We start from the raw sequence: 26,469 nt of genomic DNA, 5'->3' as shown, positions 1-26,469 counted from the left end.
GCACCGGCCCGTCAGGCCGGCACCCCGGCCCGCGGCGCCTCGCGGGTAGCGAGGTTGCGCTTGACCGCGTCCTGCACCTTCTCGAAGGCCCGCACCTCGATCTGCCGCACCCGCTCGCGGGAGACGCCGAACTCGCTGGAGAGGTCTTCCAGCGTGATCGGGTCGTCGGCCAGCCGCCGGGCCTCGAAGATCCGGCGCTCGCGCGGGTTGAGCACGCCGAGCGCGTCCTTGAGGGCGGCGAGGCGGTTCTGCCCCTCCTCCTCGCGGGCGAGCACGGTCTCCTGGGTCGGGCTGTCGTCGACGAGCCAGTCCTGCCACTCGCCCTCGCCCTCCTCGCGCAAGGGGGCGTTGAGCGACGCGTCGCCGCCGAGGCGGCGGTTCATGTCGATCACGTCCTGCTCGGGCACGCCCAGCCGGGTGGCGATCTGCTTGACCTGGTCGGGGCGCAGGTCGCCCTCGTCGAGGGCGGAGATGCGGCCCTTGGCCTTGCGCAGGTTGAAGAACAGCTTCTTCTGGTTCGCGGTCGTGCCCATCTTCACGAGCGACCACGAGCGCAGGATGTATTCTTGAATCGCCGCCTTGATCCACCACATCGCATAGGTGGCGAGGCGGAAGCCCTTGTCGGGATCGAAGCGCTTGACGGCCTGCATCAGGCCGACATTTCCCTCGGACACCACCTCGCCGATCGGCAGGCCGTAGCCGCGATAGCCCATGGCGATCTTGGCCACGAGGCGCAGGTGGGAGGTCACGAGCTTGTGGGCGGCGTCGCGATCGCCATGCTCGCGCCAGCTCTTGGCGAGCATGTATTCCTCCGTCGGCTCCAGCATCGGGAACCGGCGGATCTCGTCGAGGTAGCGCGACAGGCCCCCTTCGTTGGCGAGCACGGGAAGTGCAGCAGCCATTCCAACCTCCTAGAAGCTCCCCTTCGAAGACTGGGCGAGCGCGAACGACCTCCCGTTGGCCGGCCGTTCGATCTGCCACCATAGCAGAGAGCGGTCCGGCCCGGTAGCGACGGGTGTCGCGACTAACGCGTGAAGCGCCGGTTTGTGCTGCCGTGGCCGTTTGCCGCGTGCGGTGCCGCACTGACGCAGGGTGAGCGCGGACCGCCCCCCCCTTCCATGAGACGTCCGGGGGAGGGTTCTTCGTCCCGTTCAGGACGTCAGTGCCGCGATCAGCCGGGCCATGTCGGGCGGCGGCGGGCTCTCGAACCGGAGCGCCTCGCCGGTCCGGGGGTGGCGAAAACCGAGGAGCGCCGCGTGCAGCGCCTGGCGGCCGAGGGCGTCGAGCGCCGCGCGCTCCTCCGCACCCAAGCGGTTCGCCTTGGTGCGGAACGCCGCGCCGTAGACCGCGTCCCCGAGCAGCGGATGGCCGCGATGCGCCAGGTGCACGCGGATCTGGTGCGTGCGCCCGGTCTCGAGCCGGCAGCGCACGAGCCCGACCGGCTCCTGATGCCCGAGAACACCCTCGGTGCGGTAGTGGGTGATCGCGTGGCGGCCGCGGCCCTCGCGCACCACCGCGATCTTCTCGCGGTTGCGCTCCGAGCGGGCGAGCGCCGCGTCGATCGTCCCTTGGGCCGGCTCCGGCACGCCCCAGACCAGGGCGAGATAGGCCCGCTCCAGCGGCCCGGTGCGGCCGTGATCGGCGAACTGCGCCGAGAGGTCCTGATGGGCGAGGTCGGTCTTGGCCACCACCATCAGGCCGGTCGTGTCCTTGTCGAGGCGGTGGACGATGCCCGGCCGCGCGACGCCGCCGATGCCCGACAGGCTCGCGCCGCAATGGGCGAGGAGCGCGTTGACGAGCGTGCCGCTGTCGTTGCCCGCGCCCGGATGCACGACGAGCCCCGCTGGCTTGTCGATCACGATCAGGTCGTCGTCCTCGTAGACGACGGCGAGGTCGCGGGCCTCCGGCTCCGGCTCGGCCGGGCGCGGCGCCGGCACCGCCACGGCGACGCGCTGGCCGCCCGCGACCTTGGCGGAGGCATCGCCCGCGGGCGCCCCCTCCAGGGTCACCCGGCCCTCGCGGATCAGCGCCTGCAGGCGGCTGCGCGACAGGTCCGGCCACAGCCGCGCCAGCGCCCGGTCGAGCCGCTCGCTCCCCTCCCCTTCCGGGATCACGCCCTCCCGCACCTCTGCCTCGCTCAAACCCACCGCTCCCGCCGCATCACTCGAAAACGGTGCCGGGATACGATTTCGGGCTTGTGCCCGTCCAGGCCCATGGCTATACCGCCGCCATCCCGCCGGGACAGCTCCCATCGTCTAGCGGTCTAGGACGTCGCCCTCTCACGGCGAAAACAGGGGTTCGAGTCCCCTTGGGAGCGCCACCGGCCGGAGGTTTCTTCGAGCTTACTGCGCGCTACGCTGGTTCTTCGGCAGGTGTAAGCTCGAACTCGACAGTCTTCGCGTAGACCGATCCGGTCAGGCCGATCGAGGTGCCGAACGCGACCTCGATGTCGCCCGCGGCCGGCCCGTCACAGGTCGGCCATTCGGACCGGTCCGGAGTCGCGGGGAGGCGCCGGACCGTCAGCGCCGAGATGATGGACACCGCGTCGCCCGTCAGGCGCAGCCCGGTCACGCACCGCATCTGGATGATCACGTCCGCATGCCGATCGAGGATGAAGCAACCGTTCTCGTCGGTTTGATCCGTCATCCGGAACGCCCTGAGCGCGAGCGATGCGTCACCATCCGCGATGGCGACGCGTTCCAGGATGGCGTCGTGGAAACTCGGGCAGCACCCGAACCAGTCGATCAGGGCCCGTCCGCCCGAGAGGGACGCGACGAGCGTCTCGTCGGTGGGCTCCCAGGCGTGACCGTCGTCGATCATCGGAGTGGCTCCTCGTTCTGACCCGGCGGACGATCAATGCCCGTGCCCGTGCTCCGGCAGGCTCAGCCCGAAATGGCTCACCAGGTCCTGCACCTGCGCCGGGGTGAGGTGGCGCGGGTTGAGGTTGCGCAGGAGCAGGTAGAGCTTGGCGGTCTCCTCCAGTTCCTCGGTGGCGAAGACGGCCGCCTCCAGATCGTCGCCGGCGACCACCGGCCCGTGATTGGCGAGCAGCACCGAGGAGTATTGCCCGGCGAGCCCCCGGATCGCGTCCGCCACCGCCGGGTCGCCGGGGCGGTAATACGGCACCAGCGCCACCGCGCCGGCCCGCATCAGGCTGTAGGGGGTCAGCGGCGGCAGCACCGCACGGGGGTCGATCTCCGGCAGCATCGAGACCGCGACGGCGTGGGTCGAGTGGAGATGGACGATCGCCCTCGCCGAGGCCCGGCTGTCGTAGAGGGCGCCGTGGAGCGGGATCTCCTTGGTGGGCTTGTCGCCCGACAGGAGCCGCCCCTGGCGGTCGAGGCGCGAGATCCGGGCCGGGTCGAGGAAGCCGAGCGAGGCGTTGGTCGGCGTCACCAGCCAGCCGCCGTCGTCGAGCCTGAGCGAGATGTTGCCGGACGAGCCCGGCGTCAGGCCGCGCTCGAACAGCGAGCGCCCGAAGCGGCAGATCGCCTCGCGCAAGGAGGTTTCGCTCATCGTCGATACGTCCGTCACGCCGTCGCTCCCTCAATCAGCTCGAAGCCGAGATCCACCACCGTCGCCGGAGCCCCGGTGCAGAGGAGCCGGGCCGCCGTCGCGCCCGCCTCGACCCGCGGGGTGCGGATGGTGGCGAGCGGCTGCGGCATCAGCCGGCCGACATCGAGGCCGTTATAGCCGAACAGGGCGAGCCGGCCCGGCACCGCGACGCCGCGGGCGAGGCAGTGGAAGTAGCCGCCGAGCGCCATGTCGTCGTTCGAGAAATAGGCCGCGTCGAGGTCCGGCACCCGGGCGAGCAGGGTCTCCAGCCCCTCGCGGCCGGCCTCGACCGAGGACGGGCTCGCCACCCGCTCCTCCCCGGCGAGCGCGAGCCCGGCCTGGGCCAGCCCCTCGCGGAAGCCCGCGTAGCGCTTGGCGGCGCGCCGGTCCTTCGAGAGGTCGTGGCCGACATAGCCGATGCGGCGGTAGCCGCGGCCCGCGAGGTGGCGGGCGCTCGCCTCGCCGGCGGCGCGGTTGGAATAGCCGACCACGATGTCGAGCCCCGGCCCGTCGATGTCGAGGAGCTCGGCCACCCGCACGCCGCTGGAGAGCAGCCGGCGCCGCGTGCCCGGGTTGTGCTCGAGCCCGGTGACGATCAGCCCGGCCGGGCGCCAGCTCAGGAGAGAGCCGACCACCGCCTCCTCGCGGTCCTGGTCGTAGTCGGTGACGGCGATGACCGACTGGAAGCCCTCCTGATCGAGCGCCGCGGTCGCGCCCCGCAGCAGGTCCGGGAAGACGATGTTGGTGAGCGACGGGATGACGATGCCGATCAGCCGCGAGCCGGTCGAGGCGAGCGTGCCGGCGATGCGGTTCGGCACGTAGCCGAGGCGCGCCACCGCCGCCTCGACCCGGGCCCGGGTCTTCTCCGAGAACGAGCCGTGGCTGCGCAGGACCCGCGACACCGTGCTCTCGCCGACCCGCGCCTCGCGGGCGACGTCCGCGAGCGTGATCGGGCGCCGGCCGGCGCCGTCGCGAAAGGCCTCGTCCCGCAGGCTCTCGTCCCGGATCGCGAAGGCCTCGTTGCCGCCGTCGTCCATTCGCCGTCCCCTCCCACCCGGCACCTTGTCACCGGCGCTCGGGACGGCCACGATGTCACGGTTCTCCGGCCGGCTCAACGGACCCATGGTCCGGATTGGCAGCGCTGCCAAATCGGTGCTAGAGCCGGGGACGACGGCGCGGCGTCAGATCGCGCAGCGGCGGGCCGCGCACGCGCCCCGCAGGAGGAAACGGCATGAGCGACACCCCCGCCCGCGTCGCGGTGATCGGACTCGGCTCGATGGGATACGGGATGGCGCAGGCCCTGCGCCGGGCCGGCCTCGACGTCGCCGGCAGCGACGTCGCCCCCGACAACGTCGCGCGCTTCGCCGCCGAGGGCGGACGCGGCGCCGCGAGCCCGGCGCAGGCCGCCGCCGATGCGGACATCGTGGTCTGCGTCGTCGTCAACGCGGCCCAGACCGAGGCGGTGCTTTTCGGATCCGAGGGCATCGCCGCGGCGATGCCGGCAGGCGCGGTGTTCGTCTCCTGCGCCACCATGGATCCGGAGGTCGCCCGCCGGCTCGCCGGCCGGCTCGAGGCCACCGGCCGGCACTACCTCGACGCCCCGATCAGCGGCGGCGCCCAGCGCGCGGCGCAGGGCGAGCTCACGATCCTGGCCTCCGGCAGCGCCGCGGCCTTCGCGCGGGCGCGGCCCGCCCTCGACGCCATGGCGGCCAAGCTCTACGAGCTCGGCGACGCCGCCGGCCAGGGCGCGGCGTTCAAGATGATCAACCAGCTCCTCGCCGGCGTGCACATCGCCGCGGCGAGCGAGGCGATGACCTTCGCGGCCCGCCAGGGCCTCGATCTCCGCAAGGTCTACGAGGTGATCACGGCCTCCGCCGGCAATTCCTGGATGTTCGAGAACCGGATGCCGCACGTGCTCGACGGCGACTACGCCCCGCGCAGCGCCGTCGACATCTTCGTGAAGGATCTCGGCATCGTGCAGGACATGGCGCGGAGCCAGAAGTTCCCGGTCCCGGTGGCGGCCGCCGCGCTCCAGATGTTCCTGATGGCCGCCGGCGCCGGCATGGGCCGCGACGACGACGCGTCGGTGGCGCGGATCTACGCGCAGGTGACCGGCACCGCCCTGCCGAGCGGGACGGGCTGACGCCGGTCGATCGGGACACTATCGGTCCCATCCCACCCGCAACCCCATCCTGAGGTGCCCACGTCAGTGGGCCTCGAAGGAGGGCTCCAGGGATCTCGGAGACTGCCGGAGCCCTCCTTCGAGGCCAGTCGATCCATGATCGACCGACACCTCAGGATGAGGTCGCGGATGGGAGGGGGCCGGAGAGCAGCTGAACCGCTTCTGGAGACGTCGCGCCCGTCAAGGGCGCCGGCATTGATCAAGGGAGGATCCTCATGCCGCGCTTTGCCGCGAACCTGACCCTGATGTTCACCGAAGTCCCGTTCCTCGACCGCTTCGCGCAGGCCGCCGAGGCCGGGTTCGAGGCGGTGGAGTTCCTGTTCCCCTACGATCACCCGCCCGAGGCGATCGGCGAGCGGCTGAAGGCGCACGGCCTGACCCAGGCCCTGTTCAACCTGCCCCCGGCGACTGGGCGGCCGGCGAACGCGGCCTCGCGTCCCTGCCCGAGCGCTTCGAGGAGCTGAAGGGGGGCGTCGAGACGGCGCTGGCCTACGCCCGCGCGACGGGGGTGAAGCGCCTGCACCTGATGGCCGGCATGGCCGACCGGAGCGATGCGACGGCGCGGGATTCCTACCGCCGCGCCGTCGCCTGGACGGCGGAGCGGCTGGGGAGGGAAGGCCTCGACCTCGTGCTCGAGCCGATCAACGGCCGCAACATGCCGGGCTACTTCCTCGACGATTTCGCCTACGCCGCCGACCTGATCCGGGACCTCGGCCGGCCGAACCTGAAGCTGCAATTCGACCTCTACCACTGCCAGATCCTGCACGGCGACGTGACGATGCGGCTGCGGGCGCTGATGCCGATCGTCGGCCACGTCCAGACCGCGAGCGTGCCGGAGCGCCACGAGCCCGGCAGCGGCGAGATGAACGACGCGTTCCTGTTCGCCGAGCTCGACCGCCTCGGCTACGACGGCTTCATCGGCTGCGAGTACAACCCGCGGGCCGGCACGCGCGAGGGGCTCGGCTGGTTCCAGCCGTACAAGGGAGCACGGGCATGACCCTGGCGCTGGGCTGCATCGCCGACGACTACACGGGGGCCTCCGACCTCGCCAACACCCTGACCAAGGCGGGCCTGCGCACGGTCCAGACCATCGGGGTGCCGGCCGCCGATCTCGCGCTGCCGGAGGTCGACGCCGTCGTGGTGTCGCTCAAGAGCCGGTCGATCCCCGCCGAGGAGGCGGTGGCGCGCTCGCGCGAGGCCGCCGCGTGGCTGAACGCCCGCGGCGCCGGCCACTTGCTGTTCAAGGTCTGCTCGACCTTCGATTCGACCGATGCCGGCAATATCGGCCCGGTCACCGACGCGCTGCGCGCCGATGCCGGCGAGGCGATCGCGCTGGTCACCCCGGCCTTCCCGGAGACGGCGCGCACGGTCTATCTCGGCCACCTGTTCGTCGGCGCGGTGCCGCTCCACGAGAGCCCGCTCAAGGACCACCCGCTCAACCCGATGCGGGATTCGAACCTCGTGCGGGTGCTGGCGCGCCAGAGCCGCGCGCCGGTCGGTCTCGTCGACCTCGCGACGGTGGCGGGCGGCGCCGAGGCCGTGAGCGCGCGGCTCGACGCGCTCGCGGAAGGCGGCACGGGCGCGGCCATCGCCGACGCGGTGCTCGACCGCGACCTCGCGGTGCTGGGCGCTGCCGCGCTCACCCGGAAAGTCTCGACCGGCGCCTCGGGCCTCGGGCTCGGGCTCGCCCGGGCGCTGGTGGCGGCGGGCCGCGTCGCCCCGGCGGCGGCGCAAGGCGACCTCGGCCCCGCCATCGGCGGCCCGGCGGCCTGCCTCGCCGGCAGTTGCTCGCAGGCGACGCTCGGCCAGATCGCGAAGGCCGAGGCCGTCATGCCGGTGCGCCGCCTCGACCCCGCGCGGCTCCTCTCCGGCGAGGACGAGGCCGGTGCGGCGCTCGCCTGGGCGGGTGAGCGGATCGGCGACGGCCCGGTGCTGATCGCCAGCAGCGCCGGCCCGGAGGACGTGGCCGCGGTGCAGGCCCGCTACGGCCGCGACGCCGCCGGCCACGCCATCGAGGCCGCGATGGCGCGGATCGCCGAAGGGCTCGTCGCCCACGGGGTGCGCCGGCTGGTGGTGGCCGGCGGCGAGACCTCCGGCGCCGTGGTCGACCGCCTCGGGCTGCCGGCCTTCCGCGTCGGCCCCGAGATCGCCGCCGGCGTGCCGGTCCTGCGCACCACCGACCGGGACATGTGGCTGGCGCTGAAGTCGGGCAATTTCGGCGGGCCGGACTTCTTCGCCGACGCGCTGCGGCTGATGCCGTAGCGCCCTCGCCGCGACGCGCTCACCCGCCGACCGCGAGCGGCTCCAGCACTCGGCGAAGGTCGTCGGGCAGCGGCACCGGGCGCTGCGTCGCCCGGTCGACGTAGACGTGGACGAAGTGGCCTTGCGCCGCGGCGTCCTCGTCGTCGTTGCGAAACAGCCCGACCTCGTAGCGCACGCTCGACGTGCCGCGATGCGCGACGCGGATCCCGGCGGTGACCCGGTCGGGAAACGCCATCGAGCGGAAGTAGCGGCAGCCGGTCTCGACCACGAGGCCGATCACCGGGCTGTTCGCAATGTCGAGGGCGCCCTCGGCGATCAGCACGCTGTTCACCGCGGTGTCGAAGAAGGCGTAGTAGACCACGTTGTTGACGTGGCCGTAGACGTCGTTGTCGGCCCAGCGCGTGGTGATCGGCACGAAGCGCCGGTAGGCGGCGCGGGTCTCGGGGGGCGTGCGGCCGCTCAAGGTCTGTCTCTCGAAAAGGGATCGGCGGGACCGGAAGCGTAAGCGGCGCCGGCACCGCCGATCAAGCGCCGCTCAGGCGCCGAACGTGTCCGGATCCGGCCCCATCCGCCCCGCCGGATCGTCGAGGGCCTCGATGCGGGCGCGGTCGTCGGCATCGAGGGTGAAGCCTGCGACCTCGCGGTTCTCGCGGATGCGGGCCGGGTTCGCCGATTTCGGGATCGCCACGTTGCCGAGATCGAGGTGCCAGCGCAGCACGACCTGCGCCGGGGTGCGGCCGTGCTTCTCGGCGATGGCCACGATCGCGGGATCGTCGAGCAGGCCGCCGCGGCCGAGCGGCGCCCAGGCCTCGGTGACGATGCCGGCCTCCTGGTGGAACCGGCGCAGGGCGCTCTGCTGGAAGCGCGGATGCAGCTCGACCTGGTTGACCGACGGCGTCGAGCCGGTGGCGTCGATGACGCGCTTCAGGTGCTCGACCGTGAAGTTGCACACGCCGATCGAGCGGGCGCGGCCGTCCTCGCGCAGGCGCATCAGGGCGCGCCAGGTGTCGACGTACGCGCCGTTTTGCGGCACCGGCCAGTGCACGAGGTAGAGGTCGACGTGGTCGAGGCCGAGGCGCGCCAGCGATTCCTCGCAGGCCCGCAGGGTCTCGTCGTAGCCGTGGCGGTCGTTCCAGACCTTGGTGGCGACGAAGATCTCGTCGCGCGGCAGGCCGGAGGCGGCGACGGCGCGGCCGATCCCGGCCTCGTTGCCGTACATCGCCGCGGTGTCGATCAGCCGGTAGCCGGCCTCGAAGGCGGCCCCGACGATCGCCGGGGCCTCCTCGTTCTCGAGCCGCCACACCCCGAAGCCGAGCTGCGGGATGCGCTTCCCGTCGTTGAGTGTCAGGAACGCGTCGGACATGGGTAGGGCCTCGCAAGGAACGACACCCGATCTGGAGCAGGCCCCGCCGATGTCGAGCCGCCGCCCTACTTCACCAGCGGGCAGCCGCCCTCGGCCATCGGCCGGAACGCCTGGTCGCCCGGCACGGTGTCGAGGAGCTTGTAGTAGTCGTAGGGGCCCTTGCTGTCGGCCGGGGCCTTCACCTCGTACAGGAACAGGTCGTGCACCGCGCGGCCGTCCTGGCGCACCGTCACGGTGCCGAACAGGGAATCGTTGATCGGCTTCTCGCGCATCGCCGCGACGACCTTCTCGCCCTCGATCGTGCCGGTGTCGCGCACCGCCCGCAGGTAGGCCAGCGTCGAGGAATAGACGCCGGCGTGGTTCTCGGTCGGCATCCGGCCGTTCATTCGCTCGGCGAAGCGCTTGGCGAAGGCGCGGGTGCCGTCGGTGCGGTCCCAGTAGAAGGCGGAGGCGAGCTGCAGCCCCTGCGCCGCCTTGAGGCCGAGGGCGTGGGTGTCGGAGAGCTGCACGAACAGGGCGGCGAGCCGCATCTCGGGCATCACCCCGAACTCCGCCGCCTGTTTGACGGCATTGATCATGTCGGCGCCGGTATCGGCGAGGGCCAGCACCTGGGCGCCCGACCCTTGCGCCGAGAGCAGCGGCGAGGCGAAGTCGCCGGCATTGAGCGGGTGCTTGCTCGAGCCCTTCACGGTGCCGCCCGCGGCCTTGAGGGCCACGGTGGCGTCGCGCTCGAGCGCGTGGCCGAGCGCGTAGTCGACGGTGACGAAGTACCACGACTTGCCGCCGCGGCCGGCGATGGCCCGCGCGGTGGCCGAACCCTGCGCCCAGGTATCCGAGACCCACTGCACGGTGGTCGGCGCGCAGGCCTTGCCGGTGAGGTCGGAGGTGAGCGCGCTCGAGGCCAGCGCCACCCGGTGCCGCTCGCGCATCAGGTTCGACACCGCCAGCGCCACCGCCGAGTTCGGCAGGTCGACGATGGTCGAGACGCCGTCCTGGTCGAGCCAGCGGCGGGCGGTGGCGAGCCCGATATCGGGCTTGTTCTGGTGGTCGGCCGAGACGACCTCGACCTTGAGCTCGCCGGCCTCCTTGGCGAAGTCCTCGACGGCGAGCTGCGCCGCGGTGACCGAGCCGGTGCCGGCCTGGTCGGCGAAGGGCCCGCTCATGTCGCTGAGCACCCCGATCTTGATCGGCGCCTTGGCGTCCTGCGCGAAGACGGACGTGCCTGCGAGCAGCGACAGGGCGAGGCCGGCGGCCCAACAGCGGAACGGCATCAGGAAACCTCCCAGGGAATCTTTGTCAGATCTTAGACGCGGCCCAGCCGGGCCGGCTCGCGGTCTTGTATGTCAGGGGTCCGGGGCGGCGTCGATGCGGATCGCGCGGCGTGGTTGAGAAAGCTGGGGTGCGGTGCGAGCCACGCCGGAAACCTTCCCCCTCTGCGGGGGGAGGGTCACGGGCGCGAGAAACGGGCGGGCGACCATGGGCGTCACCATTGCTCCTTCGTTACCGAACGGCTAAGCTCTGACTCGACGGTTCCCTTCGGGGATCAAAAGGGAACGCGGTGAGGGCTCGCCCGATGCCGCGGCTGCCCCCGCAACTGTGAGCGGCGAGCCTTCCATCACGTACGTCACTGGGGACCGTCACAAGTCCCTGGGAAGACGATGGCAGGCGACGACCCGTGAGCCAGGAGACCTGCCGTCAGCCGTGGTCACACGCGAGCACGTCGGGCGGGGTGTCCTGATGGGTGTCGAGGCGGGCGCGTAGGCCTCCGCCCCGCTTTCGTTCGCGGTGACGTGCCACAGCCTCGCGCCGTCCCGCCATGCCGCCCGCCGCCCTCCTCCGACCCGCCGATCCGGTGCGCCTCGCGCGCGGCCGACCCCGCGCGCGTCGACCCGGAGGGCACATATGTAACTTTATAACGTTACATATGCGATGGAAGCGGCTAGGGACGGAGCGACAGCCTGCTCCGGAAACCATCATGCCCGCGCGCCGCGCCCCCCGTCACGCCACCTTCGCCGTCGCCCTCGCCGCCCCGCTGCTCGCCGCAAAGCCCGGCGCGGCGGAGGATCTGCCCCTCGACGCCATCGAGGTCGCGGGCACCCGCAGCCGTGAGGCCGCCGCCCCCGCCTCAACCTCGCGACGCCGTCGCGCTCCGGGTCCCGGCTCGGCCTCACCCCGCTCGAGACCCCGGCGAGCCTCGACATCATCAGCGGCGAGACCATCCGGGCCCGGGGCCAGAACACCGTCGACGACGCGGTGACCCAGAACGCCGTGGGCATCACCAGCATCGCGGCGCCGGGCAACGGCAACCTCGCCTTCACGGCGCGGGGCTTCGCCGGCGCCGGCTCGGTGCAGCAGCTCTACGACGGCACGCGGCTCTACGTCGGGGCGGGCACGGTGACGTTCCCGTTCGACACCTGGTCGGCGGAGCGGATCGAGGTCCTGCGCGGCCCGGCCTCGGTGCTCTACGGCGAGGGCGCGATCGGCGGCATCATCAACGTGGTGCCGAAGAAGCCGGTCTTCATCCCCGTCGGCGAGGCCCGGGCGGCGATCGGCTCGGACGGCGTGGCGCGGCTCGCCCTCGATACCGGCGGCCCGGTCGGCGAGGACCTGGCCTACCGGATCAACCTCAGCGGCAACCGGGCGGACGGCTGGGTGAAGCCCGACGGCGACTTCCGCAACATCGCGCTGTCGGCCGCGGCGACGTGGCGGGCGACCCCGGATCTCAGCGTCACGCTCTCCCACGACCTCGGCTACAACGAGCCGACGCGCTACTGGGGGTCGCCCCTCGTCGGCAGCCGGGTGCCCGACCGGCTGCGCTTCACCAACTACAACATCCGGGATTCGCAGATCGCCTGGTTCGACAACTGGACGCAGCTGCGGACCGAGTGGAGCCCCACTCCCGACATCACGATCCGCAACACCGCCTACCGCCTCTCGACCGAGCGGCACTGGCGCGACGTCGAGCAATACACCTACCAGCCCGCCACCGGCCTGATCCGGCGCGACGACTACATCGAGATCCGCCACCACCAGGAGCAGATCGGCAACCGCTTCGACGCGACCTTCCGCGGCAGCCTGTTCGGGTTCAGGAATTCGGTGGTGGTCGGCTTCGACGTCAACCACATCGATTTCCGGCGCGACAGCAATTCCCCGTTCGGCGGCGAGAGCTTCGTCGATCCGTACACCTTCGCGCAAGGCCGCTTCATCAACCTCGCGGGCACCCGCACCGACATCGTCTCGCGCACCCGCCAGGCCTCGGTCTTCGCCGAGGACCGGCTGGAGCTGTCGCCCCAGCTCGCCCTGGTGACGGGCGTTCGCTACGACGCGCCGACCGTGGCGGTGAGCCGGCCGCTCGCGGGAACGGCCTTCGAGAAGACCTTCGATTCGGTGAGCACTCGCGTCGCCGCCGTCTACACCCCGACGCCCGACCTCGCCCTCTACGCGCAATACGCCACCGCCGCCGATCCGCTGGGCAGCCTGATCACCACCAGCGTGTCGCAGGCGCAGTTCCAGCTCGCCACGGGAAGCCAGGTCGAGGTCGGCGCCAAGGGCCTGTTCGACGGCGGGCGCGGCGAGTGGACGGTCGCGGCCTACCACATCCGCAAGGACAACCTGCTGACCCCGATCCTCGACCGGCCGACCGAGGTCGCGCAGGTCGGCAGCCAGTCGTCCCGCGGCGTCGAGGTCGCCTTCGCCTACCAGCTGTCGGAGGCCTGGCGCATCGAGGCCAACACCGCCCTGCTGCGGGCCCGCTACGACGCGTTCTCGCAGAATACGGATGCGGGCCTGGTCTCGTTCGCCGGCAGGGTCCCGGTCGACGTGCCCCAGCGCGTCACCAACGTCTGGCTCAGCTTTGCCTTCGCCCCGGGCTGGGTGGCGCGGCTCGGCGTCAACGACGTCGGGCCGGTCTTCAGCGACTTCGCCAACACGTTCCGGCGCCCGGCCTACACGCTGCTCAACGCCACCCTGGACTGGCAGGTGACCCCGACCTCGCGCCTGTCGCTGCGCGGCTACAACCTCACCGACCAGCTCTACGCGATCTCGGGCAACAGCAATTCCTGGCTGCTCGGCCGCCCGCGCTCGGTCGAGCTCGCCTACCACGTCACGTTCTGATGCCGGCCTCGCCCGTGAGACGCGCGGTCAAGCGGCTGAAGCGGTGGCTGCATCTCGGCCACCGCTGGCTCGGCATCGCCACCGGCCTCGTCTTCGCCGCCTGGTTCGTCTCCGGGCTGGTGATGCTGTGCGTCGGCTTCCCGGCGCTCACCGAGGCCGAGCGGATCGCGGCCCGGCCGCCGCTCGCCCTCGACGCGGTGCGGCTGACGCCCCAGGAGGCGATGGAGCGGGCCGGCCTCGCGCGCTTCCCCGCCCGCCTCACCCTGGCGATGCGGGGCTCCGAGCCCGCCTACTGGATGACCGGCGCCGAGGGGACGCGCCGGGCCGTCTCGGCGGAGACCGGCGCGCCCTTCCCGCCCCTGACCCCCGCGGGCGCGGAAGCGCTCGCCGCCACTCACCCGGCGGCCCGGTCCGTGGCCGATCTCGGACCGGTGACCCGCGACCAGTGGACCGTGACGGCGCGCTTCGATCCCGCGCGGCCGTTCCGGCGCGTGGCACTCGGCGATCCCGCCGGCACCGAGCTCTATCTCTCGGTCGCCACGGGCGAGCTCGTCCTCGACACCACCCGGGCCGAGCGGGTGTGGAACTGGGTCGGCGCCGTGACCCACTGGATCTACCTCACGCCGCTGCGGGCGCGGGCGGGGCTGTGGCAGGACGTGGTGCTGTGGGTCTCCGGCATCGCGCTCGCCGGCGCGGTCAGCGGCTACGGGCTCGGCTTCGTCCGGCTGATGCGCGACCGCCTCACGCCCCATCGCGGGTGGGCCGCCTGGCACCACCTCGCGGGCCTGGCCGGGGGCCTCGCCGTCGTCACCTTCGTGCTCAGCGGCTGGCTGTCGATGAACCCGCGCGGCTGGTTCGGGCCGCGCGTGCCGGACGCCGCCATGCGGGCGGCCTATGCCGGGCAGGCGGCCCCCCTGTTTCCGCTCGGCCTCGCCGCGCTCGCGCGGGCGCCCGCGGGAAGCGTCGCCCTCGACTTCGCCTGGATCGGCGGCCGGCCGCTCGTCACCGCGGCGGCTCCCGGGCGCGTCGCTCCGTGCTGCGGCACCGCGCTCGCGCCCGAGGCGGTCGTCGCGGCCGGTCGGGCGATGCTGCCCGCCGCCGCGCTCCGCTCGGCGACCCGGATCGAGGCCCCGGATTCCTACTGGTACGATCGGCACGGCGCCCCGCTCCTGCCGGTGCTGCGCCTCGCCTTCGACGATCCCGCCGCGACCTGGTTCCACCTCGATCCCGCCACCGGCGCGATCCTCGACCGGACCGATCGCAGCGGGCGGGCCAATCGCTGGCTGTTCGACGCCCTCCATACCCTCGATGCGGGACCGCTGGCGCAGCATCCGCCCTTGCGCCTCGGCCTGATCGGCGTCCTCAGCGCCCTCGGCCTGGTGGTCTCGGGCAGCGGCGTGGTCCTCGGCTGGCGCCGGTTACGCCGCCGCCGCGCCTGATGGCGCCAGGTTTCGCGGCCGATCGGTCCGAGGCCGCGCCTCCCGACAAATGTTGGAAACCGGACGGCCGGCAACGGGCGCGAGATTTTCAGCGTGCCATCTTCGCCGAATACCATCGCTGACGCTTCTCTCGGGTGCACCAGCGTCTCGTAGTTCACCAAGTACGTCGTCGTTTCCCGGTCGACCGGCCGCGAAGACGGCGGCAGGATGCCCGGCGGCCGATCGCCGGATCGTCGAGCGTGGAAAGCCGGATCGATGATCGAGTTGAGCACGATCGACTGGGCTCGCGGGATGAGTCGTAGACGTGACGACCCGCCGCGGTGCGGGTTCGACCCACGGCCGCGACGACGGCCCTGCAGTTTCCACTACCATCGGTTGCGTTCGGGTGTATCGACTTTCGTCGGCTTCGGTGTTCGGAAGACTTGACGACCGGAAGGCGCTTCCCAGGCTCACAGGCCTACCTCTGGACCAGGCTATACAATCAGGACACAACCTGATCGATCAAGCAACATGCCAGTCGAACCCCTGATCTGGCAAAGCTATGCCACTGTGACGGCATGCGAATCCGTCGCAATGGGACGTCGGCATTCAGACAACGATAACTTTCGCGCTCCATACTCTAGTGACCGAAAGCTGCTGGACGAGCCGGGATGGCGCTGTACCTCAAGCAATTTCCGAGATTCCTGGCGGAGCGCCGCGGGCCGGTGATCCTCGGCCTGATCGTGGTGGCGCTCCTGTGGGTCGGCGTCGCGGTCAAGCACGAATCCGACATGCGCGACGCTCTCCACGATTCCGAGCGCACCACGCACAATTTCGCGATGGTGTTCGAGGAGAACGTCCTGCGGTCGATCGGCGAGATCGACAAGTCGCTGCTGTACATGCGGCGCAGCATCGAGAACCGCGCCGGCCGGGAGGATTACGGAACGATCGTCAACACGACCGATCTCCTGAGCGAGATCATCGTGCAGGTGGCGATCATCGGGCCGGACGGGGTGATGCGGGCGACCAATGCCGGGCCTCAGCCGCCGCCGGCGACCGACCTCAGCGACCGCGACCATTTCCGCGTCCACATCGAGAGCCCCGAGGACATCCTCTACATCAGCCGCCCGGTGATCGGGCGGGCGAGCGGGCGGGTCTCGGTGCAGATCAGCCGCCGCTTCCGCGGGCCGGACGGGGGCTTCGGCGGCGTGGTGGTGGCCTCGCTCAACCCGAGCCACCTGACCAAGTTCTACGACAAGATCGACCTCGGCACCCCGGCCTCGATCTCGCTCATCGGCAGCGACGGGGTGGTGCGCTCGAGCGGCGGCGTCGGCGGCGGCTTCGGGGTCGGCGCCGATCTCGGCCGGACCGAGACCTACCAGAAGATCCGCTCGGGCCGTTCCGGCACCTTCACCCTCGAGATGCCCGACGGGGCCGAGACCCGGCTGGTGACGATCCGCAAGGTGCGCGAGCATCCCCTCTGGGTGAGCGTCAGCGTGCCGGAGGCCGAGATCTACAAGGATTCGCGCTCCACCCTGCGGATCGACGCCGTGGTGGCGGCGCTGCTGACTCTCCTCGTCGGGATCGCGGTCGAGAAGCTGCTGCGCATCGAGGCCAAGCGCTCCGAGGCCGAGGCCCGAGTCGCGCGGCTGGCCTCGCAGGATCCCCTGACCGACCTGCCGAACCGCCGGGTGTTCCGCGCCTCGCTCGAGGCGACCGTAGAGGCGGCGCGGGCGGTGCCGGACGCCGCCTACGCGGTGATGTTCCTCGACCTCGACCGCTTCAAGCTCGTTAACGACACCCTCGGCCACAAGGTCGGCGACCACCTGCTGCAGGCGGTGGGCGACCGGCTCGCCGCCGTGCTCGCGCCCGGCCAGCTGCTGGCGCGCCTCGGCGGCGACGAGTTCGCCCTGCTGGTGCCCCGCGCCGGCGACCGGGCCGCCCTCGAGGCGCTGGCCGGCCGCATCGCCGAGGCGGTGCTGCCGCCCTTCGAGATCGGCAGCCACCAGATCCGCTCCAGCGTCAGCGTCGGCATCGCGGTGGGGCCGCGGGACGGCGGAACCGCCGACGACCTCCTGATCGCCGCCGACCTCGCGCTCTACGCCGTCAAGGCGGGCAAGCGCGGCACCTTCCGGTTCTACGACCGGCAGATGAGCGAGGGGCTGGCGGAGCGTCGCCAGCTCGAGGGCGACCTGCGCCGGGCGATCGAGCGGGGCGAGCTCGAGCTGCACTACCAGCCCTCCGTCGACCTCAAGACCGGCGAGATCGCCGGGTTCGAGGCGCTGGCGCGCTGGCGCCACCCGGTCAGGGGCAACGTGCCGCCCTCGCTGTTCATCTCGATCGCCGAGGAATGCGGCCTGATCCACCCCATCGGCGAGTGGTCGCTGACCGAGGCCTGCCGCCAGGCCGCGACGTGGCCGGGACAGCTGAAGATCGCCGTCAACCTGTCGCCGGTGCAGTTCTCGGGCCCCGACCTCGTCGGGATGGTGCGCGGGGTGCTGGAGCGGACCGGCCTGCCGGCCCACCGCCTCGAGCTCGAGATCACCGAGCAGATGCTGCTCGACAGCGGCGAGGCGACGCTGGCGATCCTGCGCGACCTCAAGGCGCTCGGCCTGCAGGTCGCGATGGACGATTTCGGCACCGGCTACTCCTCGCTCAACTACCTGAGGAGCTTCCCGTTCGACCGCATCAAGGTCGACCGCAGCTTCGTCACCGGGCTCGGCTCGGGCGCGCAGAACACCGCGATCGTCCGCGCCGTCATCGACATCGCCCGGGTGCTCGGCATGCGCACCACCGCCGAGGGAATCGAGACCGCCGACCAGCACCGGGTGCTGGCGCTCCTCGGCTGCGACGAGGTCCAGGGCTACCTGTTCAGCCGCCCGGTGCCGGCCGAGGAGGCCCGGGCGCTCATCGGCCGCTGGTGTGCCGAGGACCGGCGGGCCAAGACCCTGGCGGCGTGACCGCCGGGGACCGGCCGGGAACGGAGGTCCGCCCATCCCGCGGGGCGGCTCGGCGCCTGTTCGACGCTCGGGGTGGATGGGGGCCAAATCGCACCCGCGACCTCATCCCCCCGGAGGCGGAAGGGCGGATGATCGCGCCCTGCCCTCTCGGGTTCGGACAAGGGCGATCCGGCTCCGATCGGCTCCCCGGCCTCGATCCCCGGCCTCGATCCCCGGCAAGGCGCCGGGTACGGAGGTTTGCCGGCAGCCCGCTCCCTGCTCGAGATCGCGTTCACCCCCCACCCTGGACAGGTGAAGGGGTGAAGCGAGGTCACGTGCGCGACCACCGAACCACGCTCAACCCGCGTAATCCCGGGCGAGAACGATCGTTTCGGGCCGGTGCATCCGCAGGACGGCCGGACGGGACAGCCGCGGGGGGACGTTGAGCCGGGGCGCGTCGACCCGAGACGACGCCTGAACCTGGTTCGCCTGGACCTGGTTCGCCTGGACCTGGTTCGCCTGGACCTGGTTCGCCTCGACGTGCGGCGCGCTCTTGCGCCGGCGCGTCCAGGTCTCGTGCCAGAGGAGCAGCGCCCCGGCCGCGACCACGATCACGCCGCCGATCACGAGGTGCAGGTTCGGAACCTCGCCGAAGGCGAGGTAGCCGAGGCCCATGCCCCAGACCAGCATCAGGTAGTAGAACGGAGAGACCGCGGTGGCCGGCGCCGAGGCGAGCGCCCGGGTCCAGAGATACTGCGCGCCGACATTCGAGGCCCCGAGCAGCCCGAACAGGGCGGCGTCGGGCAGGCTCGGCAGCCGGAAGCCGAACACCAGCAGCACCGAATGCGCCGCCGCCATGACGGCCATCTGCCAGATCAGCAGGGTGCCGGCCTTCTCGGTCTTGGCCATGCCGCGCACCGCCACCGTGACGGTGCCGTACATCACGGCGTTGCCCAGCGCGAACAAGGCCCCGACCTGGAGCGAGTCGGCGCCCGGATTGGTCACCACCAGCACGCCGACGAAGCCCACCACCAGCACGCCCCAGCGCACCGGGTCGGAGGCCTCCTTGTGCCAGAGGATCGCCACCACGGCGGCGAAGAGCGGCGCCGAGAAGCCGATCGCCGTCACCCCGGCGAGCGGCATCAGCCCGAGCGCCAGCACCGTCAGCGTCTGCGAGATCGCCTGCGACAGGCCCCGGGCGACGTGGGCCCCGGGCTTCTTCGTGCGGAACACCCCGAGTCCCGTCGCCGGCAGCATGAAGGCGCAGACCAGCCCGAAGGCGATCGAGGAGCGCAGGAACATCACCTCGCCGACCGGATAATGCGCGACGAGGTGCTTCGAGAACGCGTTCGACAGGGTCAGGAGCACGGTCGCGCCGATCATCAGCGCGATGCCCAGGGGGACGTTGTCGGCGGGGCGGGCGGCCTCCGCCGGCTTCGGGCCGGCGGCCTGAGAAACGGCAGCGCTCGTCATGGGGCGGTCTCCGGCGGAGGTGGCGTCAGGAGACCGGCTGCTCGGCCGGGTGCACGTCCGTGGATTCGGCGCCCGAGGAGTCGCCATCCCGGGCCTTGGTGCCCTCGGACTTGTCATCCGAGAGCTTGGCGGCCGCGAACTCGGCATCCATGAACCAGGGCTTCACCCCGACGCCGCGGCGCAGGGAGTACATGTAGAAGATCGGCATCGTGGCCGGGAACAGGTCGCGGAACTCGCTGCCGTTGAAGGTGACGAACACCGCCTCCGGGAAGGCCGCCGCGACGGCGCGCTTCTCGATCATGTTCATGCGGTGGTAGTCGAGGGCGCCCTGCTCGGTGGAGCCCTCGCCGCGGTACCATTTGGCCGCGCAGGCGATCAGGCTCGCCAGGACCTCGCCCGAGGGCTCCTCCCCGGCCGTGTCCGCGCCGATCTCGCGGGCGAAGGCGACGACGTCGCTGAGCCGGGTGCTGGTGAATCCGCGGGCCTGCGCCGCGGCATCGATGGCGCCGAAATAGGCATTCACCACCTCGGCCGGATGCCCGTTCAGCGACGCGTGGGTGTCGGTGAAGATCAGGCGGAAGATCGCACCCGGCGCGTAGGCCTGGCGCACCCGCTCGGCGAGCTGGCCGAGGTAATCGAGGCAGGCGAGGTCCGGCGGGGCGATCTCCGAGCGCGGGCCCTTGCCCCAGTACAGCACGAACTCGAGCGGGCGCCCGGCCCGGGCCGCCGCCTCGACCATCGGCACCAGCCGCTCGGCGTTGCCCGGCTGCTCGCGCTTGAACGCCCAGGTATTGAAGGATTTGATAATCAACTCTGGATTGAACTTCGCGGCAGGCTTCGCCTTCAGGACTTTTTTCCGTGTTAGTTCCAAGTTGATCGCCCGGCTCGCGCCCTCGGAACGGTCCGTTCCGCTGGGATACGTCGTCTGCATGTCCTTCACCCCCGTCTCGCTCGCGAACGTATATCCGGTAGTAGACTTTTCTAGAGTGGGCATGTCGGCGACCTGTTCATCGTCCGGGATGCGCGATAAGTGGGTTAACGACTTGCTAAAGTCAATCGAATTGCTAACAAATAGTTAACGGCTGCGCAGAGTTGCATTTTTGCCGGCTCAACGTCGCGGCGGCGGGCGGGCGCCGCGGTCGATTCCGCGTCGCCGCCCCGCCCGGCTCGACGATTGCCGCCGCGCTGGACGCGATCTTGCCTTAAGCTGGCGGCCGCCTCATCCCGGGGCGGCACGGCCCCGACCCGAGGGCCGCACGGCCCCGATCCCGGGGCCGCACGAGGGAGGGTCATGGACCTCACCAGCATCACGGAGGTGGTGGTGCCCCGCGCCCGGGCCGCGCTGCCGGCCTGGCGACCGGGCGACGCCTGGCTCGCCGGCGGGACCTGGCTCTACTCCGAGCCGCAGGACGGGATCGGTCGGCTGATCGACCTGCCCTCCCTCGGCTGGGAGCCGCACGCGCTGGCGCCGGAGGGCCTCCGGATCGCCGCGACCTGCACCATCGCGGCCCTCGACCGGCTCGACCTGCCGGCCGCCTTCGCGGCGGCGCCGCTGATCGGGCGGTGCTGCCGGGCGCTGCTCGGCTCGTTCAAGGTCTGGAACGCCGCGACGGTCGGCGGCAATCTCTGCCTGGCCCTCCCCGCCGGCCCGATGATCGCCCTCGCGGTCGCCCTCGACGGGACCGGCCTGATCTGGACGCCCGCGGGCGGCGAGCGGCGCCTGCCGGTCCGCGACCTGGTGCGCGGGCCGCAGGCGACCGCGCTCGCGCCCGGCGAGATCCTGCGCGAGATCGTCCTGCCGGCCGCGGCGCTGCGGCGGCGCACCGCCTTCCGGCGCCTGTCCTTGAGCCCCAACGGCCGCTCCGGCGCCCTGGTGATCGCCACCCTCGACCCGTCGGGCGCCTTCGCCCTGACGGTGACCGCCGCGACCCGGCGCCCGGTGCGGATCGACCTTCGGGGCGTGCCGGGGGCGGACGAGCTCGCAGCGGCGCTCGCCGCGGCGATCCCGGACGGGCTCTGGTACGACGACGTCCACGGCGCGCCGGACTGGCGCCGCCACGTCACCGGGCTCATCGCCGAGGAGGCCCGGGCCGAGATCGCGGGAGGGGTCGCATGAGGCTCACCGTCAACGGCCACGCCCACGAGGTCGCGCCTCGCCCCGGCCAGTGCCTGCGCACGCTGCTGCGCGAACTCGGCTGGTTCGGCGTCAAGAAGGGCTGCGACGCGGGCGATTGCGGCGCCTGCACGGTCCATCTCGACGGCGAGCCGCTGCATGCCTGCCTGGTGCCGGCCTTCCGGGCGGCGGGGCGAACGATCACCACGGTCGAGGGCCTGGCCGGCCCTTGCGCGCCCGGCGACGGCGTGCCGGAGCGGCTGCACCCGGTGCAGGCCGCCTTCGTCGCCGCGCAGGGGTTCCAGTGCGGCTTCTGCACCCCCGGGATGGTGATGACCGCGGCCGTCCTCGACCAGGGCCAGGCCCGCGACCTGCCGGCCGCGCTCAAGGGCAACCTCTGCCGCTGCACCGGCTACCGGTCGATCGCGGACGCGATCGCGAGCATCGCCGAAGGGCGAGAAGGCATCGCCGCCGTCGACGCGCCGCGAGAGGCCTCGACCTGCGCGCACAGCCCGCCGGCCCCGGCCAGCGCGGCGATCGTCAGCGGCCGGACGCGCTACACCCTCGACCTGGACATGCCCGATGCCCTGCACCTGAAGGTGCTGCGCTCGCCGCACGCGCACGCCCGGGTGCGGCGCATCGATGCCGCGGCGGCCCTCGCCCTGCCGGGCGTGGTGCGGGTGCTCACCCACGCGGATGCGCCGGACCGGCTGTTCTCGACCGGCCGGCACGAGAACCCGGCCGACGACGCCGCCGACACGTGGGTGCTCGACCCGGTCCTGCGCTTCGTCGGCCAGCGCGTCGCCGCGGTGGTCGCCGAGAGCGAGGCGGCGGCGGAGGCCGGGTGCCGGGCGCTGGTCGTCGCGTACGAGGTGCTGCCGGCCTGCCTCGACCCCGAGCAGGCCCTCGCCCCCGACGCGCCCCTGGTGCACGGCGCGCGGCCGACCGGCGAGGACGCGCCGCCGCTCCACCCCCACCCCAACCTCGCCGCCGAGGCCCACGGCGAGATCGGCGACGTCGCGGTCGGCCTCGCCGCCGCGGACGTGGTACACGAGGGCACCTACCGCTCGCAGCGGATCCAGCACGCGCATCTCGAGACCCACGCGGCGCTTGGCTGGCGCGACCCGGACGGGCGGCTCGTGATCCGCTCGAGCACCCAGGTGCCGTTCCTCACCCGCGACGCCCTCTGCGCCCTGTTCGATCTCCCCCGTGATCAGGTCCGGGTCGCGTGCGGCCGGGTCGGCGGCGGCTTCGGCGGCAAGCAGGAGATGCTGACCGAGGACCTGGTGGCGCTCGCCGTCCTCGCCACCGGCCGGCCGGTGCGCTTCGAGACGACCCGCGCCGAGCAGTTCACCGCCGCCACCACCCGCCACCCGATGCGGGTGCGGGTGCGCCTCGGCGCCCGCGCCGACGGCACGCTGACGGCCATCGCCCTCGAGGTGCTCTCGAATACCGGCGCCTACGGCAACCATGCCGGCGGCGTGCTGCATCACGGCTGCAACGAGGTGATCGCGGTCTATCGCTGCCCGAACAAGCGCGTCGACGGCACCGCCGTCCACACCCACACCGTGCCGGCGGGGGCGTTTCGCGGCTACGGCCTGAGCCAGACCATCTTCGCGGTCGAATCCGCCATGGACGAGCTCGCCCGCGCCCTGGGGCTCGATCCGTTCGAGCTGCGCCGCCGCAACGCGGTGCGGCCCGGCGACCCGATGGTCTCGACGAGCCTGGAGCCGCACGACGTCCGGTACGGCAGCTACGGCCTCGATCAATGCCTCGACGCGGTCGCGGCGGCGCTCGCGGAGCCGCCCCCCGCGGGCCCGCCGGGCTGGCGCACGGGCTCGGGCATGGCGCTCGCCATGATCGACACCATCCCGCCCCGCGGCCACTTCGCCGAGGCCCGGATCGCGCTCCGGGAGGACGGGCGCTACACCGTGAGCGTCGGCACGGTCGAGTTCGGCAACGGCACCTCGACGGTGCACGGCCAGATCGCCGCGGAGATCTTGGGCACCACGCCGGACCGGATCGCCCTGCGCCAGGGCGACACCGACGCGGTGGCGCACGATACCGGCGCCTATGGCAGCACCGGCATCGTGGTGGCGGGCCAGGCGACGTTGCGGGCCGCCGGGTCCCTGGCCGCGACGCTGAAGCAGCGCGCCGCCGCCCGCCTCGGGACCGACCCCGCCGCCTGCCGCCTCGAGGGGGATGCGGTGGTCGCGGGCGAGGCGCGGATCCCCCTCGCCGACCTCGCCCCTGCGGAGGCCCTCGGCCGGGCCGACGGCAGCCCGCGCTCGGTGGCGTTCAACGTCCAGGGCTTCCAGGTCGCGGTGCGGCCGGGGACCGGCGAGGTCAGGATCCTCAGGAGCGTCCACGCCGCCGATGCCGGGCGGGTGATGAACCCGGTCCAGTGCCGCGGCCAGATCGAGGGCGGCGTCGCCCAGGCGCTCGGCGCCGCGCTCTTCGAGGACCTGGCGATCGATGCCGAGGGCCGGGTCGCGACCCCGTCCTTCCGCACCTACCACATCCCGGCCATCGCCGACGTGCCCCGCACCGAGGTGATCTTCGCCGACACCCATGACGGGATCGGTCCGCTCGGCGCCAAGTCGATGAGCGAGAGCCCGTTCAACCCCGTGGCGGCGGCCCTGGGGAATGCAATCCGGGACGCGACCGGCGCGCGGCTGACCGCGACGCCCTTCGCGCCCGACCGGATCTACCGACAGATCAGCGACGCCATCAGCAGCGGCGAGGAGGAGCGATGGACCTGAAGCGCGACGACGGCCTGACCCGGCCGAATGGTTCTTCCGGAGGAGGAGTCCTGGAGCGCACCTTCGCGCTCTCGGCCCACGGCACGACCGTGCGCACGGAGCTGCTCGCCGGGCTGACCACCTTCCTGACGATGGCCTACATCATCTTCGTCAACCCCAACATCCTGGGCGATGCCGGGATGCCGAAGGGCGCGGTGTTCGTCGCGACCTGCCTCGTCGCGGCGATCGGCTCGCTGGTGATGGCGTTCTACGCCAACTACCCGATCACGCTGGCGCCGGGCATGGGGCTCAACGCCTACTTCGCCTACGTGGTGGTGCTCCAGATGGGCTACACCTGGCAGGCGGCGCTCGGCGCGGTGTTCATCTCCGGCCTCCTCTTCATGGCCGTCACGCTGACCGGCCTGCGCCGGATCATCGTCGAGGGCATCCCGCGATCGATGCGCATCGCCATCACGGTCGGCATCGGGCTCTTCCTCGCCATCATCGCGCTGAAGAGCGCCGGCGTGGTGGCGGCGAGCCCGGCGACCTTCGTCACCCTCGGCGACCTGCACAAGCCGAGCGCGGTGCTGGCGGTGCTGGGCTTCCTGATCGTCGCGGTGCTCTCGGTGCGCAAGGTGCGCGGCGCGCTGCTGGCCGGCATCCTGACCGTCACGGCCCTCAGCTTCGTCGTCGCCGACAACAACTTCCAGGGCGTCGCCTCGCTGCCGCCCTCGATCGCCCCGACCCTGTTCGCCCTCGACATCACCGGCGCCCTGTCGGGCGGGCTCCTCAACGTGATCCTGGTATTCTTCCTCGTCGAGTTGTTCGACGCCACCGGCACGCTGATGGGCGTGGCCAACCGGGCGGGGCTGCTCACGCAAGGCAAGATGGAGCGCCTCGACAAGGCCCTGATGGCCGATTCCTCGTCGATCTTCGTCGGCTCGCTGCTCGGCACCTCGAGCACCACGGCGTATCTCGAGAGCGCGTCCGGCGTCGAGGAGGGCGGCCGCACCGGGCTCACCGCCGCCACGGTGGCGGTTCTCTTCCTCGCCTGCCTGTTCTTCGCGCCGCTCGCCGGCTCGGTCCCGGCCTACGCCACGGCCCCGGCCCTGTTCTACGTCGCCTGCCTGATGCTGCACGAGCTGGTCGACCTCGACTGGGACGACCTGACCGAGGTGCTGCCGGCCTGCGTCACGGCGCTCCTGATGCCCTTCACCTACTCGATCGCCAACGGCGTCGCCTTCGGCTTCATCACCTACGCGGTGATCAAGCTGCTCACCGGGCGGTTCCGGGAGGTGAAGCCGGTGGTGTGGGTGATCGCAGGCGTGTTCCTGTTCAAGTTCGTGGCGACGGGCAGCGCGCATTGAAGGGCGCACCGCCCGAACCCTCCCCTCTGCGGGGGAGGGTTCGGGCGTCGCCTCTCGACCCGCCTCAGTACTTCCGGACCAGGCTCACCAGCCGGCCCTGGATCCGCACCCGGTCGGGCCCGAGCACGCGGGTCTCGTAGGCCGGGTTGGCGGCTTCGAGCGCGATCGACGAGCCGCGGCGGCGCAGGCGCTTGAGGGTTGCCTCCTCGTCGTCGATCAGCGCCACGATGATGTCGCCGGTATTGGCGGTCTCCTGGCGGCGGATCACCACGAGGTCGCCGTCGAGGATGCCGGCCTCGATCATCGAGTCGCCGCGCACCTCCAGGGCGTAGTGCTCGCCGCTGGCGAGGAAGTCCGGCGACATCGCCACCGTGCGGCTCTGGCTCTGGATCGCCGAGATCGGCGTACCGGCGGCGATCCGGCCCATCACCGGCACGCTGACCGACTGGCCGTTCTCGTCCGATGCCGTCGCCATCGCGGGGATGCCGGCGGGCCGCTTCGGCTCGTGGGCGCGACCGCCCTCGACCACGCTGGGGTTGAACCGTACCACCTCGGCGCTCGGCGCGGCCTGCGCCGGCCCCGTCACCGTGTCGGGCAGGCGGATCACCTCGATCGCCCGGGCCCGGTTCGGCAGGCGGCGCAGGAAGCCGCGCTCCTCGAGCGCCGTGATCAGGCGGTGGATGCCCGATTTCGACTTGAGGTCGAGGGCGTCCTTCATCTCGTCGAAGGACGGGGGCACGCCCGTCTCGCGCATTCTCTGCTGAATGAAGCGGAGCAGGTCCAACTGCTTACGCGTGAGCATGTGACACTCTCATCCCCGCGCTGGCGCGCTCCGGAAACAAATCGCGAACATGGTAAGCGTTCCGCAAGTGTTCCGCAAGCGGGTCGGCGAAATCCGCGCGAGAGCACAGCAACGGCCCCCGGCAGAGAGGAGAGATCGAGC

At 72.0% G+C, this 26,469-nt stretch carries 18 protein-coding genes, 1 tRNA gene, 2 pseudogenes and 1 riboswitch; of the genes and pseudogenes, 10 read left to right on the top strand and 11 right to left on the bottom strand.

Annotated elements, in window-relative coordinates:
* Window positions 1-11: 11 nt before the first annotated feature.
* Window positions 12-902, bottom strand: a complete 891-nt coding sequence (gene rpoH, locus DK419_RS10260; protein WP_048447606.1) for an RNA polymerase sigma factor RpoH — start codon at window positions 900-902, stop codon at window positions 12-14.
* A gap of 249 nt (window positions 903-1,151) precedes the next feature.
* Window positions 1,152-2,141: an RluA family pseudouridine synthase gene (locus DK419_RS10255; RefSeq protein WP_245442893.1), complete on the bottom strand. Its 990-nt coding sequence runs from the start codon at window positions 2,139-2,141 to the stop codon at window positions 1,152-1,154.
* A gap of 103 nt (window positions 2,142-2,244) precedes the next feature.
* On the opposite strand from DK419_RS10255, the gene DK419_RS10250 reads away from it, so the two are divergent.
* Window positions 2,245-2,320: transfer RNA gene (locus DK419_RS10250), tRNA-Glu, on the top strand.
* Window positions 2,321-2,352: 32 nt separating this feature from the next.
* Here the strand turns inward: DK419_RS10250 and DK419_RS10245 are convergent.
* From DK419_RS10245 to DK419_RS10235, 3 genes are read right to left on the bottom strand one after another with little or no spacing between them, the layout of a single operon-like run.
* Window positions 2,353-2,820: a hypothetical protein gene (locus DK419_RS10245; protein WP_109958991.1), complete on the bottom strand. Its 468-nt coding sequence runs from the start codon at window positions 2,818-2,820 to the stop codon at window positions 2,353-2,355.
* A 33-nt stretch (window positions 2,821-2,853) separates the two neighbouring features.
* Window positions 2,854-3,516 (bottom strand): 3-oxo-tetronate 4-phosphate decarboxylase, encoded by a 663-nt coding sequence (gene otnC / locus DK419_RS10240; protein WP_109962227.1) that lies wholly within the window; start codon window positions 3,514-3,516, stop codon window positions 2,854-2,856.
* Between the two features lie 14 nt (window positions 3,517-3,530).
* Entirely contained in the window at window positions 3,531-4,592 is a 1,062-nt protein-coding gene (locus DK419_RS10235) for a LacI family DNA-binding transcriptional regulator (protein ID WP_109958990.1), read from the bottom strand.
* 194 nt (window positions 4,593-4,786) lie between these two features.
* Here DK419_RS10235 and ltnD point away from each other — a divergent pair, with 194 nt between their 5' ends.
* The 3 genes and pseudogenes from ltnD to otnK all read left to right on the top strand — a co-directional run bounded on the left by ltnD (window position 4,787) and on the right by otnK (window position 7,999).
* Window positions 4,787-5,698, top strand: a complete 912-nt coding sequence (gene ltnD / locus DK419_RS10230) for an L-threonate dehydrogenase (RefSeq protein ID WP_109958989.1) — start codon at window positions 4,787-4,789, stop codon at window positions 5,696-5,698.
* Between the two features lie 254 nt (window positions 5,699-5,952).
* Window positions 5,953-6,734: pseudogene (gene otnI, locus DK419_RS10225) on the top strand (2-oxo-tetronate isomerase).
* The gene (gene otnK, locus DK419_RS10220; RefSeq protein ID WP_109958988.1) at window positions 6,731-7,999 is read left to right on the top strand and encodes a 3-oxo-tetronate kinase; all 1,269 of its coding nucleotides are present in this window, start codon (window positions 6,731-6,733) and stop codon (window positions 7,997-7,999) included. Before otnI ends, otnK begins: the two are co-directional and overlap by 4 nt.
* 19 nt (window positions 8,000-8,018) lie before the next feature.
* Here the strand turns inward: otnK and DK419_RS10215 are convergent, their stop codons facing one another.
* The 3 genes from DK419_RS10215 to DK419_RS10205 form a co-directional block, all read right to left on the bottom strand.
* On the bottom strand, window positions 8,019-8,462 hold the full coding sequence (locus DK419_RS10215; protein ID WP_109958987.1) for an acyl-CoA thioesterase: 444 nt from the start codon (window positions 8,460-8,462) through the stop codon (window positions 8,019-8,021).
* A 72-nt stretch (window positions 8,463-8,534) separates the two neighbouring features.
* Window positions 8,535-9,362 carry an aldo/keto reductase gene (locus DK419_RS10210; protein WP_109958986.1) on the bottom strand — a complete coding sequence of 276 codons (828 nt, stop codon included), beginning with the start codon at window positions 9,360-9,362 and terminating at the stop codon, window positions 8,535-8,537.
* Between the two features lie 65 nt (window positions 9,363-9,427).
* Window positions 9,428-10,633: an ABC transporter substrate-binding protein gene (locus DK419_RS10205; RefSeq protein ID WP_109958985.1), complete on the bottom strand. Its 1,206-nt coding sequence runs from the start codon at window positions 10,631-10,633 to the stop codon at window positions 9,428-9,430.
* A gap of 239 nt (window positions 10,634-10,872) precedes the next feature.
* A riboswitch (cobalamin riboswitch) is annotated at window positions 10,873-11,073 on the top strand.
* Window positions 11,074-11,337: 264 nt separating this feature from the next.
* On the opposite strand from DK419_RS10205, the pseudogene DK419_RS10200 reads away from it, so the two are divergent.
* The 3 genes and pseudogenes from DK419_RS10200 to DK419_RS10190 all read left to right on the top strand — a co-directional run bounded on the left by DK419_RS10200 (window position 11,338) and on the right by DK419_RS10190 (window position 17,853).
* Window positions 11,338-13,475 (top strand): annotated as a pseudogene (locus DK419_RS10200) (TonB-dependent receptor).
* Window positions 13,476-13,489: 14 nt separating this feature from the next.
* Entirely contained in the window at window positions 13,490-14,914 is a 1,425-nt protein-coding gene (locus DK419_RS10195) for a PepSY domain-containing protein (RefSeq protein WP_245442892.1), read from the top strand.
* Between the two features lie 650 nt (window positions 14,915-15,564).
* Complete coding sequence (locus tag DK419_RS10190) at window positions 15,565-17,853, top strand: putative bifunctional diguanylate cyclase/phosphodiesterase (RefSeq protein ID WP_109958983.1); 2,289 nt, start codon at window positions 15,565-15,567, stop codon at window positions 17,851-17,853.
* Between the two features lie 336 nt (window positions 17,854-18,189).
* Here the strand turns inward: DK419_RS10190 and DK419_RS10185 are convergent, their stop codons facing one another.
* Together DK419_RS10185 and DK419_RS10180 are read right to left on the bottom strand one after the other, a co-directional pair.
* Complete coding sequence (locus DK419_RS10185; protein WP_109958982.1) at window positions 18,190-19,305, bottom strand: DMT family transporter; 1,116 nt, start codon at window positions 19,303-19,305, stop codon at window positions 18,190-18,192.
* A 25-nt stretch (window positions 19,306-19,330) separates the two neighbouring features.
* Window positions 19,331-20,116, bottom strand: coding sequence for a hypothetical protein (locus DK419_RS10180; RefSeq protein WP_109958981.1), 786 nt, complete (start codon window positions 20,114-20,116; stop codon window positions 19,331-19,333).
* A 480-nt stretch (window positions 20,117-20,596) separates the two neighbouring features.
* On the opposite strand from DK419_RS10180, the gene DK419_RS10175 reads away from it, so the two are divergent.
* From DK419_RS10175 to DK419_RS10165, 3 genes are read left to right on the top strand one after another with little or no spacing between them, the layout of a single operon-like run.
* Window positions 20,597-21,421 (top strand): FAD binding domain-containing protein, encoded by an 825-nt coding sequence (locus DK419_RS10175; protein WP_109958980.1) that lies wholly within the window; start codon window positions 20,597-20,599, stop codon window positions 21,419-21,421.
* Complete coding sequence (locus DK419_RS10170) at window positions 21,418-24,180, top strand: molybdopterin-dependent oxidoreductase (RefSeq protein ID WP_109958979.1); 2,763 nt, start codon at window positions 21,418-21,420, stop codon at window positions 24,178-24,180. Before DK419_RS10175 ends, DK419_RS10170 begins: the two co-directional genes overlap by 4 nt.
* Entirely contained in the window at window positions 24,171-25,526 is a 1,356-nt protein-coding gene (locus tag DK419_RS10165; protein ID WP_109958978.1) for an NCS2 family permease, read from the top strand. The genes DK419_RS10170 and DK419_RS10165 overlap by 10 nt, the downstream gene beginning before the upstream one ends.
* A 64-nt stretch (window positions 25,527-25,590) precedes the next feature.
* Here the strand turns inward: DK419_RS10165 and lexA are convergent, their stop codons facing one another.
* On the bottom strand, window positions 25,591-26,328 hold the full coding sequence (gene lexA / locus DK419_RS10160) for a transcriptional repressor LexA (protein ID WP_109958977.1): 738 nt from the start codon (window positions 26,326-26,328) through the stop codon (window positions 25,591-25,593).
* Window positions 26,329-26,469 lie beyond the last annotated feature (141 nt).

Origin of the sequence: Methylobacterium terrae, assembly GCF_003173755.1 — a bacterium.
GTDB classification, from domain to species: Bacteria; Pseudomonadota; Alphaproteobacteria; order Rhizobiales; family Beijerinckiaceae; genus Methylobacterium; species Methylobacterium terrae.
The sequence above is the reverse complement of the archived record's forward strand: the minus strand, read 5'-3'. Positions and strand labels throughout refer to the sequence as shown.

What these genes read in the sequence shown, in the direction of transcription:
- rpoH (WP_048447606.1), bottom strand. Translation starts at nt 902, where the DNA reads ATGGCTGCTGCACTTCCCGTGCTCGCCAACGAAGGGGGCCTGTCGCGC.
- DK419_RS10245 (WP_109958991.1), bottom strand. Translation starts at nt 2,820, where the DNA reads ATGATCGACGACGGTCACGCCTGGGAGCCCACCGACGAGACGCTCGTC.
- otnC (WP_109962227.1), bottom strand. Translation starts at nt 3,516, where the DNA reads ATGAGCGAAACCTCCTTGCGCGAGGCGATCTGCCGCTTCGGGCGCTCG.
- DK419_RS10235 (WP_109958990.1), bottom strand. Translation starts at nt 4,592, where the DNA reads ATGGACGACGGCGGCAACGAGGCCTTCGCGATCCGGGACGAGAGCCTG.
- ltnD (WP_109958989.1), top strand. Translation starts at nt 4,787, where the DNA reads ATGAGCGACACCCCCGCCCGCGTCGCGGTGATCGGACTCGGCTCGATG.
- otnK (WP_109958988.1), top strand. Translation starts at nt 6,731, where the DNA reads ATGACCCTGGCGCTGGGCTGCATCGCCGACGACTACACGGGGGCCTCC.
- DK419_RS10210 (WP_109958986.1), bottom strand. Translation starts at nt 9,362, where the DNA reads ATGTCCGACGCGTTCCTGACACTCAACGACGGGAAGCGCATCCCGCAG.
- DK419_RS10205 (WP_109958985.1), bottom strand. Translation starts at nt 10,633, where the DNA reads ATGCCGTTCCGCTGTTGGGCCGCCGGCCTCGCCCTGTCGCTGCTCGCA.
- DK419_RS10190 (WP_109958983.1), top strand. Translation starts at nt 15,565, where the DNA reads ATGGCGCTGTACCTCAAGCAATTTCCGAGATTCCTGGCGGAGCGCCGC.
- DK419_RS10185 (WP_109958982.1), bottom strand. Translation starts at nt 19,305, where the DNA reads ATGACGAGCGCTGCCGTTTCTCAGGCCGCCGGCCCGAAGCCGGCGGAG.
- DK419_RS10175 (WP_109958980.1), top strand. Translation starts at nt 20,597, where the DNA reads ATGGACCTCACCAGCATCACGGAGGTGGTGGTGCCCCGCGCCCGGGCC.
- DK419_RS10170 (WP_109958979.1), top strand. Translation starts at nt 21,418, where the DNA reads ATGAGGCTCACCGTCAACGGCCACGCCCACGAGGTCGCGCCTCGCCCC.
- DK419_RS10165 (WP_109958978.1), top strand. Translation starts at nt 24,171, where the DNA reads ATGGACCTGAAGCGCGACGACGGCCTGACCCGGCCGAATGGTTCTTCC.
- lexA (WP_109958977.1), bottom strand. Translation starts at nt 26,328, where the DNA reads ATGCTCACGCGTAAGCAGTTGGACCTGCTCCGCTTCATTCAGCAGAGA.